This window comes from Porphyrobacter sp. SLTP (genome assembly GCF_009905735.1).
GTDB lineage: Bacteria > Pseudomonadota > Alphaproteobacteria > Sphingomonadales > Sphingomonadaceae > Erythrobacter.
This window is the reverse complement of sequence record NZ_JAAALE010000007.1, coordinates 133,488-148,596: the sequence shown is the minus strand read 5'-3', so window position 1 is coordinate 148,596 and position 15,109 is coordinate 133,488. Positions and strand designations below refer to the sequence as shown.

The following is a 15,109-nucleotide window of genomic DNA, read 5'->3' as shown; positions in this document are numbered from 1 at the left end:
GATGGCTGCCGGCGCCGATGATCTTGCCGGTTTGGCCGATCGTTTCCGGGCAACGCGCGCTCTGACCGAAGCGCTGGTCGCGCCGCTGAGCGACGCTGATGCCAGCATCCAATCGATGGAGGATGCGAGCCCTGCCAAGTGGCACCTCGCGCATACCACTTGGTTCTGGGAGACCTTCCTGCTGCGCGAACACGCGCCGGGATATCGGCTCCACCGCGAAGACTGGCCGTTCCTGTTCAATTCCTACTACGAGGCGGAGGGCGCCCGGATCAGCCGGGCGGCGCGCGGTTTGCTGTCGCGTCCCAGCCTGCTGGAAGTGCTCGAATGGCGCGCGGTGGTGAATGACGCCATGGCGCCGCTGCTCGATGATCCTGCCCTAGCGCCGCTGATCGCGCTCGGCGTGGCGCATGAACAGCAGCACATCGAATTGCTGCTGACCGATATCAAGCACGCCCTGTTCCAGAACCCGCTCAGCCCGGCGATGTGGGACGGTGCGTTGCCCGCAGCCGCCGCGCCCGCCGCGCCTGTCGGGTGGTACACGCATCCCGGCGGGATCGCGCTGGTCGGGCATCAGGAGGAAGGCTTCGCCTTCGACAATGAAGGCCCGCGCCACCGGGTGCTGCTTGAACCCTTCGCCTTGGCAGACCGGCTGGTGACCAACGGCGAGTGGGACGCGTTCATCGCCGATGGCGGCTATCGCGATGCCCGCTTGTGGCTCGCGGATGGCTGGGGCTGGGTGCAGCGCGAGGGCATCTCAGCGCCGCTCTATTGGCGCGAGGATGAGCACTTCACTCACCAAGGCTGGCAGACCCGCGATCCTCACGCGCCCGTCACTCACATCTCGCAGTTCGAGGCTGATGCGTACGCGACATGGGCTGGCGCGCGCCTGCCGACCGAGTTCGAATGGGAAGCGATCGCGCGCGGACAGGATTGCGCTTCCAGCGCGCCTGCGCATCACCCCTCGGCGGGGAACCAGCTCTATTGCGCGGGACCGGTCATGCCGATGGGTTCGCCCGGCCTGTTCGGCGATGGCTGGCAATTCACCCGCTCGGCCTATCTGCCCTATCCCGGCTTCCGCGTCGCCGAAGGCGCGGTAGGCGAATACAACGGCAAGTTCATGAGCGGACAGGTGGTACTGCGCGGCGCGTCTTGCGCCACGGTGCGCGGCCATTCGCGCGCCTCCTATCGCAATTTCTTCTATCCCCATCAGCGCTGGCAATTCACTGCGCTCCGGCTCGCTAAGGACGTTTGACATGACATTTGCCAAGGGTCTCAAGCTGGTCAATCGCGACGCGGGCGGGGTCGATCTGGCATTCCGCGCCGACGTGCTGGCAGGGCTTGCGGCCGAGCAGAAGGCGATCCCGGCGCGCTGGTTCTATGACGATACGGGCTCGCAGCTGTTTGAGGACATCACCCGGCTGCCCGAATACTACCCGACCCGCGCCGAGACGGCGATCCTGCGCGGTCGGTCGGAAGAGATTGCCGAGCTGATCAGGCCGGGACGGGCGGTGGTGGAGTTCGGCTCGGGCTCTTCGGTCAAGACGCCGCTGCTGCTGTCGGCGATCGCGCCTTCGGCCTATGTCCCGCTCGACATCGCGGGCGATTTCCTGCGCGCATCTTCCGCGGCGCTGGCGGCGAAGTTTCCGGGTCTGCCGGTCTATCCGGTTGAGGCCGATTTCATGCGCCGGGTCGAGCTTCCCGCTGAGGTCGCCAGCCTGCCCAAACTCGGCTTCTTCCCCGGCTCGACCATCGGCAACATGATCGCCCGCACCGCAACCGACCTGCTGCGCTCAATGCGCGAGACTTTGGGGGAGGGCGCGTTGCTGCTGATCGGGATGGATCTGGTGAAGGACGAGGACGTATTGCTCGCCGCCTATGATGATGCGGCGGGGGTGACGGCGCAGTTCAACCTCAACCTGCTGACCCGCATCAATCACGAGCTGGGCGGTGATATTCCAGTCGACGCCTTCCGCCACGAAGCACGCTGGAACGATACCTTCGCGCGGATCGAGATGCATCTGGTCGCGCGGCAGGATCTCGCTTTCACGGTCAGCGAGCAATCCTTCTCCATGCAGGAGGGGGAGAGCATCCACACCGAGAACAGCCACAAGTTCACCAAGCGGTCGGGTCAGATGTTGCTGGCGGCAGGCGGCTGGGAGCCGCGGGCGCGTTGGACCGATGAGGCGAAGCAATTCTCGCTGCTGCTGGCCGAAGCGCGCGCGCCGCGGTCGGCGCCCTGAAACTTCGCCGCCTCCTGTGCGTTGGCGCGGGATGGACGGACATTGTGATATTCTGATTATCGGCGGCGGCATGGCGGGACTTTCCGCGGCGACCGCTTTGGAGGCTGTGGGACAACGCATCATCGTGCTCGACAAGGGGCGCGGCCCTGGTGGGCGCATGGCGGCGCGGCGGGTGGAGTTCGGCGGCGCGCAGGTCGGCTTCGATCACGGCGCGCAGTATTTCACCGCACGCGATCCGGCGTTCCGCGAGGCGGTTCTGGCTTGGGAAGCGGCGGGCGTTGCCGCGCCTTGGCCTGCCGCGGGCGATGATGCGTGGGTCGGCACGCCGGGGATGAACGCCTGTGTGAAGGCGATGGCCGAGCCGCTGGACGTGCGCTGGGGCGTGCGGGCGGAGCGATTGGAGCGCACCGGCGCGGTTTGGCGGATCGGAGCGGGCGATCAGAGCTTCACCGCCGCCACCGTGCTTGTGGCTGTCCCTGCCGAACAGGCCGCCGTGCTGCTGGCCGGGGTCGCGCCCGATCTTGCCGATCTGGCGGGGAGCGTTGCCTCCGCGCCGTGCTGGGCGGTGATGGCAGGGTTCGATGCACCTCTGCCGATTGCCCCCGACACCTACCCTTCCGATACCGGCCCCATCAGCTGGGCCGCGCGCAACTCGGCCAAGCCGGGGCGTAGAGGGGTGGAGACCTGGGTGATCCACGCCTCACCCGCCCGCAGCCGCGAACTGATCGACCTGCCCAAGGAGGAGGTCGCGCAAACCTTGCTGGCTGACTTCTTCGCCGCGACCGGCGCTGCGCCGGAGTCGCCGCAACACTTGGATGCGCACCGCTGGCTCTATGCCCTGCCGCAAGCGCTTGGCGGAGAAGGCGCGCGCTTCGATGCCGCTTTGCGGATCGGGATCGCGGGCGATTATCTGCACAGCCCGCGGGTCGAAGGGGCTTGGCTGTCAGGCCGCGCGCTCGCGCAAGCGGTGCTTCAGGAGCGGGTCGCCAGCACGTCGTAGTGATGCCCGCGGCCATATTTGGCGAAGCGGGTGAAGCCTGCGCCGCGCAGGAGGGCTTCGATTGCCTCTGCGCGCGCCCAGCGGTCATCCACCTCGTAGAAGATGGCCTGGACCCGCGCGAACGCCCTGGTCTTGGCGAGTTCGGCTATGACCACCGCCTCCAGCCCCTCGACGTCGATCTTGACGAACATCGGCAGGTCGCCCGCCAACAGCGGATCGACCAGCGGCGCGTCGATGGTGTGGATCACCACGCCGCCGCCACCGCCCTGTCCCTCGCGTCCGGCCAGTGTGGCCGTGCCGGTGTGACCTTCGGCAACACTGATCTCGACTTCGCCAACAGTGTCGGCAATCGCCAGCTGGTGCAGCACCGTGCGCTCTGCCCCGCCATTCAGCCCCACATTGGCCGCCAGCCGCGCGTGGGTGGCCGGAACAGGCTCGAAGGCGATGATCTGGCGGCACGTGGGGTTCTGCGCGGCGATCAGCGAATAGAGCCCCTGATTGGCGCCGATATCGACAAACACGAACGGCTCCCGCTGGCCCAGCAGCAGATCGGAGAGATCGCTGCCATAGGTGCCGAAGATGCAATAGCGGAACGTGGTGTCCTGCCAGTTCGGCACCATCAGCACGCCGTAAGCCGAGCGCACCGGCCCCTCACCGCGCGCGGCCCGCACTGGCGATAGGGCGGCGGCCTTCAGCTTGCGCGCTGTCTTGACCACGCCGTAACGCCAGAAATCGCTGAGACTACCCAAGGGGCTTGGTTCCTTTGAGAAACGCGCCAATCGCCTCGGCTGCCCGCTCGGCCGAGGCGCGCTCGCTGAGAGAGAAGGTCGCGTCGATCAGCGCCTGTTGGGTGGGGGCATAGTCGGGATGCGCAGCGACCGCAGCATCAATCGCATCGAGCAGATGGGCAGGCGAATCCAGCACCGGGCCCGCGCGCCAGTGGAGGTAGTTAGGATCGTTTTGCCAATCCACTCCATGCGAGTTCAGAAACAGGCACGGACGGGGCGCGCGCAGGAACTCGTAAACCTGGCTGCTGACATCGCCGAGGTAGATATCCGCGCGGTTGGTGTAGCTCATGTCGCTGCTGGCGGCACTGCCGGTGTCGATGTGGATGCGGCGTTCAGCGCGGTACTGCGCGCCGGGCGGCACCACCCGCGCAAGGCTCGGGGGGTCCAGCGTGACCACCCACTTGCGCTCAAACAGCATGACGTGCGGCGCGAAGATCAGATTGTAGCGATCCTGATTCCGAAATGCCGCGATCACCGCCGCACCATGCTTGAACCAGCTCGATAGCTTGGGCGAGGGGTGGGGGTTGTAGATTACGGTCGGCCGCTCGGGCGCCGGGAAGGTATCCGCGAAGCGGTTGTTCGCGCACAGATCGAACTTGGGATAGCCGACCAGTGCAATCTGTTCAGGCGTGAGCCCGGCTTCCGCGATCAGCCGGTCGCGGATCTTGGGGCCAGAGACGAGCACCAGATCGAAACCGGCGCTTTCCTTGTTGAAGCCGATGGCCCGGTCGCCTGCACCGTGGCGGGTGTGGATCAGCTTGACGTTGTCCAGCCCGTAGAGGGTCTTGAGCAGCAGCGAGGTCTTTTCCGAGACCACCACCGCATCGAAGCTGGCAAAGAAATCGAGATTGTCGCGGTAGATGAGCAGTTTGCGCGCCGGAACCACCCGCTCAAGCAGGCTCGCAAGCGCTTGCGAGCCGCTCTGCTTGAGGGTGAGCCGCACCAGTTCGACCTTGGCGAGCAGCGCCGGATTTGCCTGCCGCTCGATCTCGGCCCGCATCGCGGGCTTGGTGTAGGCAAGCACGATCCGGTGCTCGCTCCGGGCCGCCAGCGCCATCGCGATGGGGAGCGAATGCGCCAATTGGTGCGTCTGATCGTGGTTGAACAGGAAGCAGATGCGGCTCATGTGGCGGCCCGGCCCTGTTCAGGCGCGCTCCAATCGACCTGCGCCCAGCCGCGCTGCACCTTGGCGTAACGGCCGACCAGCACGCCGGTATCGGCGTAATTCAGGATCGGTGCGTCGCTGGCGTGGTCGGTATAGGCGGTGAGGTGGCAGTCCGCGCGGGCGAGGCCTTGGCCTGCCAGCCAATCCTCGACGCGGGCGACCTTATGTCCGCCGTAATTGTTCTCGCCGTCGATCAGCGCGAGGAGGTTGCCCGCACCATCGCGCTGGTGGCGGGTGGCGATGCAGGCTTCAAAGCCGAGCGCCTGCGCCAGTGCCTCGGCATAGATTTCAGGTGCCGCCGTGACGAGGACGAGGCGAACGCCCGCTGCCCGGTCGGCGGCGATCTTTGCACGCGCGCCCGGCTGGATATTGCGCGCCAACTGCCGCGCAACAAAGGCGTCGATTTGGGATTGCAGCGCAGCATTGCGCACCTCCCGCCCGACCAGCAGGCGCAAGCCGAACTGCTTGAGCGGCTTTCTCCCGTAAAATTTTGCCTTGTAGCCCAACATTGCCAACACCCACAGCGGTACGGCGAGCAGCCGTAACGGGTTGCCGCTTGCTGCCATGTGGACGAGAAACGGCGTGAAGGTCGGCGCGCGGGTCACCGTGCGGTCGAGATCATAGAGGGCGATGCGCTGCACCGGCAGTCAGCCCCGATCGGCCAGCAGACGCTCGGCCAGCGCGTGGTCCTCGACCTTGTCGACATCGACCCCCATGCGCCCATCACTGAGCAGCACCGGCGCGGCGCTCGCACCAAGCTTCGTACCGGCGGCCGCAAGCGCTTCGTGGACGGTCATCCGCCGCAGCAGCAGCTTTGCCATCAAGACCGGGCCAAAATGCGCGGCGAGCCGCAGCACTGATTTGCGGTCCTGCTCGACGCGCTCCCAGAATGTCAGCGCATTGCGCGCGGCCGGGGCGGTCAGGGCGAACAGGTTCGCCCCGGTGTAAGCGCCGCCCTTGAAGGTCAGCCATGTCCGCCGGTTGGGGCCCACGGCAACTTCCAACCGGGCGCGTTCGACCATCGCCACGCTGACATCGCTCGCGCCCGCTCTGGCAATGAATTCGGCAAGGGTAGCAGGCGTGAGCATCACATTGTCGGCGGTGGTGACCAGCACCGGCAGGCCAATCGTCGGATCGTTCACCGCCGCCAGAACGGACCCGCTGATCGTGGGGCCTGACACCTGGAACGTGATCCGCGGCTCTTCCACCGCCCAGGCCAGATCGGGGTGCGCTTGCAGCTTGAGCGTGTTTTGCGCCAGCACGATGATCCGCGCGATGTGCGGGGTGTCGGCCAGCGCCATCAGCACCCGGCCCAGCATCAATTCACCGGCGACTGGCACCAGGGCCTTGGCCTCCAGCCCGAAATGCGCGGCCACCGGGTCAACGCCCGGGCGCTGTCCGGCCAGCACGAGCGCGGTCCAGCCGTGCGGATCGGGGGTCATGGCGGGGCGAAACCTCGGGGCGAACGGGGGATGGGCGACGCTTCCCCTTTCAAGCGCCGCCCGCGTTTGTCAAGAATCGCCCGCTAGCCGCGCGTCACGCGGCGATTGGTGCAGGGCAATAACGCGCCAGATAATCGCCATGCCCCGGCATGTGCTGGACGAGGTAGCGGATCGATCTTTCCATCTCGTCCACCTCCGTCCGGGTCGTGGCCGGATCGAGCGCGTCGGCCATCGCATTGTGGCCGCCCATGGTGATCCCCTGACCCATCATCACTGCGGCCCAGCTCGTTTCCGTGAACAATTCGTCTTCCTCGCGGAAGATCTGGCCGTTGGCCCGGAAGATCTCGACCTTTTCCTTGAGCGTGTCCGGCACCTCCATCGTGCGGACGTAATTCCAGAAATCGGAATCGGTGCGCTGGGTGGCGTTGTAATGCAGGATCAGGAAGTCGCGGATACGGGCATATTCGCGGCCCGTGAGGCGGTTGAAGGTATCCTCCTGCACCTGTGTGATCCCGTCCAGCGACAGCAGCGAGATCAGCTTGTCGATGCCGGTGTTGATGAGGTGGATCGAGGTCGATTCCAGCGGCTCCATGAAGCCCGCCGCCAGCCCCAGGGCGACGACATTCTTGTTCCAGAACTTCTTCCGGCGTCCGGTCACAAAGCGCAGCCAATTGGGCTCGGCCTGCGGCTTGCCCGCGATATTGCCAAGCAGGATGTCGAGCGCCTGCTGGTCTTCCATGTAGCTGGAGCAATAGACATGGCCGTTGCCGTTGCGGTGTTGCAGCGGCACCTGCCATTGCCAGCCGGCGCTGTGCGCGGTCGCGCGGGTGAAGGGCGGGGGCGGGCTGCCGTCGTCGCGCTTGCAGGGCAGCGCCACGGCGCGGTTGCAGGGAAGGTACTGGCTCCAGTCGTCATAGCCGGTCTTCAGCGCCTGCTCGATCAGCAGGCCCCGGAAGCCCGAGCAATCGATGAACAGGTCGCCTGCAAACTGGCGGCCATCGTCCAGCGTGACCCCGGTGACAAAGCCGCTCTCAGGGTCGAGCGCGACATCAGCGACCTTGCCTTCCTGCCGCACCACGCCGCGTTCTTCAGCAAAGCGGCGCAGGAACGCGGCGTAGCGGCCCGCATCAAGGTGGTAGGCGTAATTGACCGGCGGCAGATCGTCGCGCGCGTAATCTTCGGTCCGGGCGAACTTGCCGAAATAGGCAGCCATGGTTTCCAGATTGAAGACCTGGATCGGGCGCTTGTCTCCGGCCTTGTTCATGCGGTGCCAGACATGGTGGAAGCTGATCCCGCCCATCGTGTAGCCATAGGCGCCAAAGGGGTGGATGTAGCTGTCACCCAGATTGCCCCAGTTTTCGAACTGGATGCCCAGTTTGAAGGTGCCACCCACGGCGGCCAGCATCTCGCTTTCCTTGATGCCGAGCAGATCGTTGAAGCCCACAAAGGGTGGAATCGTTGCCTCGCCGACGCCGACCGTGCCGATGGCTTCGGATTCGATCAGTGTGATTTCCACAGCCCGGCCAGCCTTGATGCGCGACAGCGCCGCTGCCGCCATCCACCCGGCCGTTCCGCCGCCGACGATGATAATGCGTTCAATTGCCACGTTTTTCCCAATCCCGGTCGAGCCTCTGCGGGCTATGTCAGCGGGGTCTACACCACCCCGCGAAGTGTTGCCAGAATGCAATATGAACCCAAGATTACAAGTCTTGAGAACGCTCTCAAGATGCGCTAAGAATGTGCCGCAGCCCGCAGCAACAGGCACGAATCTGTCGCGCGGCATGGGGAGAGATGAAACTTATGACCACCGCTAGTGTTGCGCCGCGTCGGCGCCCGTTCGCATTCGGGACCGCATCCTTGCTGGCGATTTCCGCTGCGACCGCGGCTCCTGCATGGGCGCAAGATGCCGATGCCGCCGCGCCAGAAGCCGTGGCTGCCGAAGAGGAAGAGGGCGATATCATCGTCACCGGCTTCCGCGCCTCGCTGCAATCCGCCCAGAACATCAAGCGCAATGCCGATACCGTGGTCGACGTGATCTCGGCAGAAGACATCGGCGCGCTGCCCGACCGTTCGGTGGCGGAAACGCTGCAGCGTATCCCCGGCGTCAACATCGGCCGGTTCGAAAAGACGTCTGACCCGACCCGCTTCTCGGTCGAAGGCACGGGCGTCATCATTCGCGGCTTGCCCTTTGTCAGTTCGCAGCTGAACGGGCGCGACATCTTCTCGGCCAATGGCGGCCGTGCGCTGAGCTTCGAGGACGTTTCGCCCGAGCTTGTGGGCCGTGTTGAAGTCTACAAGAACATCACTGCCGATCAGATCGAAGGCCATATTGCGGGCCTCGTGAACCTCGTCACCCGCAAGCCGCTCGACAGGCGCGGTTTCCATGTCGCCGGATCGATTGAAGCGAACTACGGCGATCTGCGGCAAGAATGGTCGCCGACCTACAACATCCTTGCCTCCAACACTTTCGACACCGGACAGGGCACCTTCGGGGTCCAGCTCAGCTACTCGAAGTCGAAGCTGAAGAGCCGCACCGATGCCTCGCAGCTGGTCGATTATTGCTATCGCCCGGCTGACCTTTCCGGCGGCTGTGCGCGCATTTTCAACCTCAACTCGGGCGGGTTCGGCGATGTGCCCAACTTCACGCCTGAAAACTTCCCGCCGGCCAACTCGGTCGTCGTGCCGCAGTTCGCCAACGTGCGTTCGACCACGCTGGATCGCGATCGCGAGGCGATCTCGGCGATCGGTCAGTTCGAAACGCTTGATGGCGACTTGGTGATGACGCTGGAATACCTGCGTTCGGAAACGAGTTTTGCCACGGAAGAGTTCGCGCTGCTTGGCCGGATCGACGATGGCGTGTCGACCAACCAGCCGCGTCCGGGTACGAATTTCGAATTCGACGAAAACGGCAACTTCGTCAGCGGCATTCTCACGCAGAATGTCGGCAATGCCTATGCCAACCCGTTCGGCCGCGGTGGTATCCCCACGGACTCGCTGCGCTTCCTGCGTGAAGTCAATTCGGTCACGCAGGACATATCGTTCGATGCGAAGATGAACTTCACTGAGCGCTTCCGCGGCAAGGTCGAGATGCAGAGCCTCAGCTCGAACCTTCGCCGCGATGCGGTGTTCGGCGCTTTGAGCACCTGGTCTGATATCTCTATCGATCTGCGGGGCAAGACGCCGGATATCCAGTTCCTGGCCCCGGTCGGCGCACCCACCGATTACTTCACCAGCGGGCGCAACAATTATTACTGGTTCGGTCTCGACAGCCGCGAGGCGAACGAGGGTGAATTGTTCAGCCTTGCCGGCAGTCTCGAATATGACCTCAGCGACGATGGTTTCTTCAAAAAGGTCGAGGTCGGCGGGCGCTGGGCGGCGCGTGATCGCATTAACCGCAACACCAACTTCAGCACTTGGGGCAACCTTTCGGCGCCTTGGGCCGGGCGTGCGGGCTGTGCACCGTGGAACGAAGGTCCGGGCTGCGCTGCGACCGGCGGTTTCCAGCCGGGCCGTTTCTTCACCGGACTGCCCGGGCAGGAATTTGCGATCGCGGGTGGTGTCTTCACCGATGAAGTCCCCGAAGCGTCCGCGTATCGCACGCCCTTCGCCGACAACTTCCAGCGGGGCGAAGCAAGCACCCCGATCGCGGGTGGCGGTGCGTTCTTCTATGGCGGTGACGACTTCCTCGGCGAATATCTGTCGGGCGTGACAGATCAGCAGTGGGACCAGATCAGCACCCTGGGTCAGTCGCCGGAACGCTTCAACCTGGGCGTCAATGGCCGCACCCGTGTGCTGCTGGATGGTACGACGGTGGCGTGCGGTCCGTTCTGCCCCGGGGAAATTTCGGATGTCACCGAAATCACGTCAGCAGCCTATGCGCGCCTTGATTTCGGTACCGATTTTGACGGCGGCGCTTCGCTCGCGGGGAACATTGGCCTGCGTTACGTCCGGACAAACGTCAGCAACAATTCGCTGTTGGCCTTCCCCGATCCGGCCCGCTTCGATGCGACGTCGGTCGGCGGCAATGGTGACGGCACGGTGCAGGTGGCTGAAATCGCCGCGGCCTGCCGTGGGGCTGGCCCGGGCGTTCCGCAGCAGGTCTTCTGCCAGCTCACCGGCTCACGCCTCGCTGAATTTGCGGCCTTGCACACCGGCCAGCTCATCCGCGATACCCGAGACATCAACTTCGATCACTTCCTGCCATCCTTCAACGTCCGCTATGACAACGGCGGCGGGATCGTTGTGCGGGCGGCGGTATCGAAGGGGATCAGTCGTCCCGACCTGAACCTGTTCAACGCAGGCGGGGTGTTGGGCTTCAGTGGCCGTGTGACGGATGGGCCGCTGCTCTCCGTGTCGACCGGGAACCGCAACTTGCGGCCAACCGAATCGTGGAACTACGATCTCAGCGCGGAGTGGTATTTCGGCAAGCTCGGCCAGTTGAGCGCGGCCTTCTTCGTCAAGGACATCAAGGGGATCGTTACCAACGGAACGGGCCTCGTCAATTACCCCTCGTCCAATGGCGATTCCGAGGAAGTGATCATCAATGGTCCGGCCAACGATCTCTCAGGCGTTCTGAAGGGTGTCGAACTGGCCTATCAGCAGACCTTTGATTTCCTGCCCGGATTGTTGAGCGGGTTCGGGACGGCCGTGACCTATACCTACGTCGATGGCAGTGACTTCCCGAACCCGAACATCTCGGGCATTGGTTCGCCGTCGGTCAATTCGAGCGGCCAGCCGCTCAACAACGGTCCGTTCTCCGGTCAGCTGCCGCTTGCCGGGATTTCGAAGCACACGGTCAACGCCACGCTGTTCTATGAAAAGGGGCCGCTGTCGATGCGTGCCGCCTATAACTGGCGCAGCGCCTTCCTTGTGACGCAGCGGGACGATCTGTTCCCATTCGCGCCGATCTTCCAGGAAGCCGGCGGCCAGCTTGACGGGACGATCCTTTACAGCTTGACCGACAACATCAAGCTGGGCGTGCAGGGCGTGAACCTGCTCGACGAGACCACGCAATTGTCGACGGTCATCGACTATGACGGAACGCGTCCGATCAGTGCGGTGTTCCGCAATGACCGCCGCTATACCTTCATTGCCCGCTTCGACTTCTGATCAGAGAGTAGGATATGACAATCGCAGGGCTGCTGAAGGCGGGGACGCTGTCAGCGGCCCTGCTGCTTTTGGGGGCGACGCCTCCGTCTGAGGAGCAGGCGCTCGCCCCGCTGGAAGGGGCGGGCTGGGAGCTGGTCTGGGCTGACGAGTTTGAAGGCTCGCAGCTCGACCGCTCCAAGTGGACGCCCGAAGTCTCGTGCTGGGGCGGCGGCAATGCCGAGCGGCAATGCTACACCGACCGGCCCGACAATATCGCGGTTGAAGGCGGGATGTTGCTGCTGAAGGCCCGCAAGGAGCGCTTCACCGGCCCCGCGCGCCCGCCCGAGATTGCGGAACACAACAATCCCAGCGTGACCCAGTCGCACACTTCGGGGAAGGTTCGCACCATCGGCCAGCACGCGTGGAAATATGGGCGGATCGAAGTGCGTGCCAAAGTGCCGCCGGGGCAGGGGACGTGGCCCGCGGTGTGGATGATGCCGGAAGACAATGCCTATGGCGCTTGGCCGCGCTCGGGCGAGATCGATATCCTCGAAGCGGTTAACATCGGCGCCAAGTGCAAGCAATGCGAAGGCGGCCGCGGCGAAAACCGGACTATCAGCGCGCTCCATTTCGGCGATTTCGCGCCGCAGAACAGGTTCGTCGATCACCGCAATGCGCTGCCCGATCTGGCGCTGCCATCGGATGATTTCCACGTCTATTCCGTCGAATGGGCCGAGGGGCTGATCCGCTTCCTGGTTGATGACCGCGTGCATCTCACCGTCACGGCCGAGCAGTGGAGCACCGCCGCACCCAACGCCAAGGGCCGCCCGACAGCGCCGTTCGACCAGCCGTTCTACGTCATGGCCAACCTTGCGGTGGGCGGGCGATTGTCCGAAGAAAACAATGCCAAGGGGGTTGCAGCGGATACCTTTCCCGCGCAATTCGCAATCGACTGGATCAGGGTCTATCGCTGCGCCAGCGATCCCGCGACGGGACGCGCGTGCATTCGGTAAACGGGACGAGGTTTGACGGGTAATGGCGCGGGTGCGCAAGACAGTCACGATCAGGGACGTCGCGGAAGATGCGGGCGTTTCGCTCCAGACCGTAAGCCGGGTGGTGAACGGCGGGCCGAACGTGCGCCCGCAGCTGCGCGACAAGGTGCGCGCCTCGATTGACCGGCTGGGCTATGTCCCCAGCCTCGCCGCCCAGCGCATGAGCGGATCGCGCTCCTACATCATCCTCGCCATCAATGACCGGGAACGCACGCTGGCCGATTGGCGCGCGCGGCTCGGCACGGACTGGGTCGACCAGATGCTGCTGGGCGGGATCCTGACCTGCTCGCAGCACGGCTACCGGATGATGGTGGAGCTGGTCGATACCCACTCCGATCACGTCGAGCGCGAGCTGGGCGCGGCGCTGTCTGCCTTGCAGCCCGATGGGGTGATCCTTACGCCGCCGCACTCGGAAAACCGCCTCATCACGCAGCTTTTGGCGGAACGGAACATTCCCTTTGCTCGTATCGGCTCCAACGCGCCGGGGCCAGGCATCCCGCTCACCATGGGCGATGAAAGCGCCGCGCATCTCGCCACCGCGCGGCTGATCGAGCTCGGCCATCGCCGCATCGCGATGATCGCCGGGCCGCCGCAATACAGCCTGAGCGGCTGGCGGATCGATGGCTGGAAGCGCGCAATGGACGAGGCGGGCCTGCCGCATGACGGGCTGCTGGAAGTGGGCGATTTCGGCTACGCCTCCGGCACCCGCGCTGCACGCGCTCTGCTGGACCGACACGCCGATCTGACCGCGATCATTGGATCGAGCGACCAGATGACCCTCGCCGCGCTTGAAGTGGCGCGTGACCGAGGGCTGGCGGTGCCCCATGACCTGTCGCTGATCTCCTTCGATAACACGCCGATCGTGCGCTTCTCACAGCCGCCGCTGACCGCGGTCGATCAGCCGATTGCCGAGACGGTCAGCCGCGCGGTCGAACAGCTGATCGCGCGCGGCCCGGACGGTGATGATGACGCGGTGATTGAAGTCGCCGCCGGGCTGGTCGAGCGTTCCTCCACCGCGCCGCCCCCTGTCGAGGCTCCTGCTCAGGCTCACGCCCACGCACCGAGCCGGGCTTGAACGCCGCCCCCGCCGACCCGCCGCCGCAACGCCAGCCCCGCTGGTTCCTCGCGCTGTTTGCGCTGGCGGCGGCGGGCGGCGCGGTCGCCTATGTCCCGCTGCTGACCGTGTTGCTGCCGCAGCGGATCGCCGATCTGCAAGGGAGCGAGGATGTCGCCGCGCTGGCGCAAGTCACCTTCCTCGGCGCGCTGATGGCGAGCATCGCCAATATCGCGGTTGGCATGCTCAGCGATTATTCGCGCACGCGGCGTCCTTGGATCATCGCCGGGCTGATCGCTTCCAACCTGCTCCTGCTGGCGGTTGGCAGGGCGGAGAGCGTTACTGAAATCATCGTGCTGGTGATGGTCTGGCAGGTCGCGCTTAACCTCATGCTCGCGCCGCTGATGGCTTGGGCGGGGGACTGCTTTCCCGACGAACAGAAGGGCGTGCTGGGCGGTGCATTGGCGCTCTCGCCTGCCTTGGGCGCGCTGGCGGGATCGCTGGTGACCTATGCGGGCCTGGTCGCACCCGAAGCGCGGCTGATGCTGGTCGCGGTGCTGGTGAGCGCGCTGGTGCTGCCTGCGGTGGCGCTGGGCAAGGGGCGGGAGCGTCCTGCGCTGATGGCGCCCATTTTGCGCACCCGCGAACCCCGCCCCTTTCGCCAACGCGTCGTCGCGCGGATGTGGGCTGCGCGGCTGCTGGTGCAGGTGGCCGAAGGCGGGATGTTCGCTTTCCTGCTCTACTGGTTGCGTTCGCTTGCGCCCGATTATCCCGAAAACGGCGCCGCCAATATCTTCAGCGCCGTGCTGGTCTGCGCGGTGCCGATTTCGCTGCTGCTGGGGCGCTGGTCCGACCGCCACGGTCGCCCGATCCAGCCGCTGGTGGCGACTGCGGTGTTATGTGCCTGTGGGATGCTGGTGATGGCGGCGGCGGACACGCTGGCGCTGGCGATTGCGGGCTATGTGTTGTTCGCGATCGCCGCGGCGATCTTTCTCGCGCTTCATGCCAGCCAGACCCTGCGCGTTCTGCCTGCACCGCAGCACCGGGCGCGGGATCTCGGTGTGTTCAACCTCACCAACACCGTGCCGGGGATGGTCATGCCATGGTTCACCGTGTTGCTGGTGCCGCGCTTCGGCTATGGCGCGTTGTTCGTGCTGTTTGCCGCCTTGTCACTGGCAAGCGCGGTGCTGCTGGCGGGCTTTGCTCGCCGGAGGTGAAGCCTGCGCTTGATGCTTGCCAAAGCGGACGGGCGGCGGCATAGATTGATAACGTTCACAAAG

Annotated in this window: 12 protein-coding genes; 7 read left to right on the top strand and 5 right to left on the bottom strand. The window is 65.1% G+C overall.

The window, feature by feature from the left end; all coding sequences use genetic code 11:
• Position 1: 1 nt before the first annotated feature.
• From egtB to GVM20_RS08085, 3 genes are read left to right on the top strand one after another with little or no spacing between them, the layout of a single operon-like run.
• The gene (egtB, locus tag GVM20_RS08095; protein WP_166546698.1) at positions 2-1,252 is read left to right on the top strand and encodes an ergothioneine biosynthesis protein EgtB; all 1,251 of its coding nucleotides are present in this window, start codon (positions 2-4) and stop codon (positions 1,250-1,252) included.
• A gap of 1 nt (position 1,253) precedes the next feature.
• A complete protein-coding gene (egtD, locus tag GVM20_RS08090; RefSeq protein ID WP_166546697.1) occupies positions 1,254-2,240 on the top strand; it encodes an L-histidine N(alpha)-methyltransferase in 987 nt (328 codons plus the stop codon).
• A gap of 31 nt (positions 2,241-2,271) precedes the next feature.
• Positions 2,272-3,240, top strand: coding sequence for an NAD(P)/FAD-dependent oxidoreductase (locus tag GVM20_RS08085; RefSeq protein WP_166546696.1), 969 nt, complete (start codon positions 2,272-2,274; stop codon positions 3,238-3,240).
• Here the strand turns inward: GVM20_RS08085 and GVM20_RS08080 are convergent.
• The 5 genes from GVM20_RS08080 to GVM20_RS08060 all read right to left on the bottom strand — a co-directional run bounded on the left by GVM20_RS08080 (position 3,213) and on the right by GVM20_RS08060 (position 8,241).
• On the bottom strand, positions 3,213-3,989 hold the full coding sequence (locus GVM20_RS08080; RefSeq protein WP_166546695.1) for an FkbM family methyltransferase: 777 nt from the start codon (positions 3,987-3,989) through the stop codon (positions 3,213-3,215). The two genes, GVM20_RS08085 and GVM20_RS08080, sit on opposite strands and share 28 nt — an antisense overlap.
• Complete coding sequence (locus GVM20_RS08075; RefSeq protein WP_166546694.1) at positions 3,982-5,154, bottom strand: CDP-glycerol glycerophosphotransferase family protein; 1,173 nt, start codon at positions 5,152-5,154, stop codon at positions 3,982-3,984. The genes GVM20_RS08080 and GVM20_RS08075 overlap by 8 nt, the downstream gene beginning before the upstream one ends.
• A complete protein-coding gene (locus GVM20_RS08070) occupies positions 5,151-5,834 on the bottom strand; it encodes an HAD family hydrolase (protein WP_166546693.1) in 684 nt (227 codons plus the stop codon). Before GVM20_RS08070 ends, GVM20_RS08075 begins: the two co-directional genes overlap by 4 nt.
• A gap of 6 nt (positions 5,835-5,840) precedes the next feature.
• Complete coding sequence (locus GVM20_RS08065) at positions 5,841-6,635, bottom strand: NTP transferase domain-containing protein (protein ID WP_166546692.1); 795 nt, start codon at positions 6,633-6,635, stop codon at positions 5,841-5,843.
• A 94-nt stretch (positions 6,636-6,729) separates the two neighbouring features.
• A complete protein-coding gene (locus GVM20_RS08060; protein WP_166546691.1) occupies positions 6,730-8,241 on the bottom strand; it encodes a tryptophan halogenase family protein in 1,512 nt (503 codons plus the stop codon).
• A gap of 194 nt (positions 8,242-8,435) precedes the next feature.
• On the opposite strand from GVM20_RS08060, the gene GVM20_RS08055 reads away from it, so the two are divergent.
• The 4 genes from GVM20_RS08055 to GVM20_RS08040 are packed head-to-tail and all read left to right on the top strand — an operon-like array spanning position 8,436 to position 15,046.
• Positions 8,436-11,744 (top strand): TonB-dependent receptor, encoded by a 3,309-nt coding sequence (locus tag GVM20_RS08055; protein ID WP_166546690.1) that lies wholly within the window; start codon positions 8,436-8,438, stop codon positions 11,742-11,744.
• Positions 11,745-11,758: 14 nt separating this feature from the next.
• Positions 11,759-12,736 carry a glycoside hydrolase family 16 protein gene (locus GVM20_RS08050; RefSeq protein WP_166546689.1) on the top strand — a complete coding sequence of 326 codons (978 nt, stop codon included), beginning with the start codon at positions 11,759-11,761 and terminating at the stop codon, positions 12,734-12,736.
• A gap of 22 nt (positions 12,737-12,758) precedes the next feature.
• Positions 12,759-13,850: a LacI family DNA-binding transcriptional regulator gene (locus GVM20_RS08045; RefSeq protein WP_166546688.1), complete on the top strand. Its 1,092-nt coding sequence runs from the start codon at positions 12,759-12,761 to the stop codon at positions 13,848-13,850.
• Positions 13,847-15,046, top strand: a complete 1,200-nt coding sequence (locus tag GVM20_RS08040) for an MFS transporter (RefSeq protein WP_166546687.1) — start codon at positions 13,847-13,849, stop codon at positions 15,044-15,046. The genes GVM20_RS08045 and GVM20_RS08040 overlap by 4 nt, the downstream gene beginning before the upstream one ends.
• Positions 15,047-15,109: the final 63 nt, after the last annotated feature.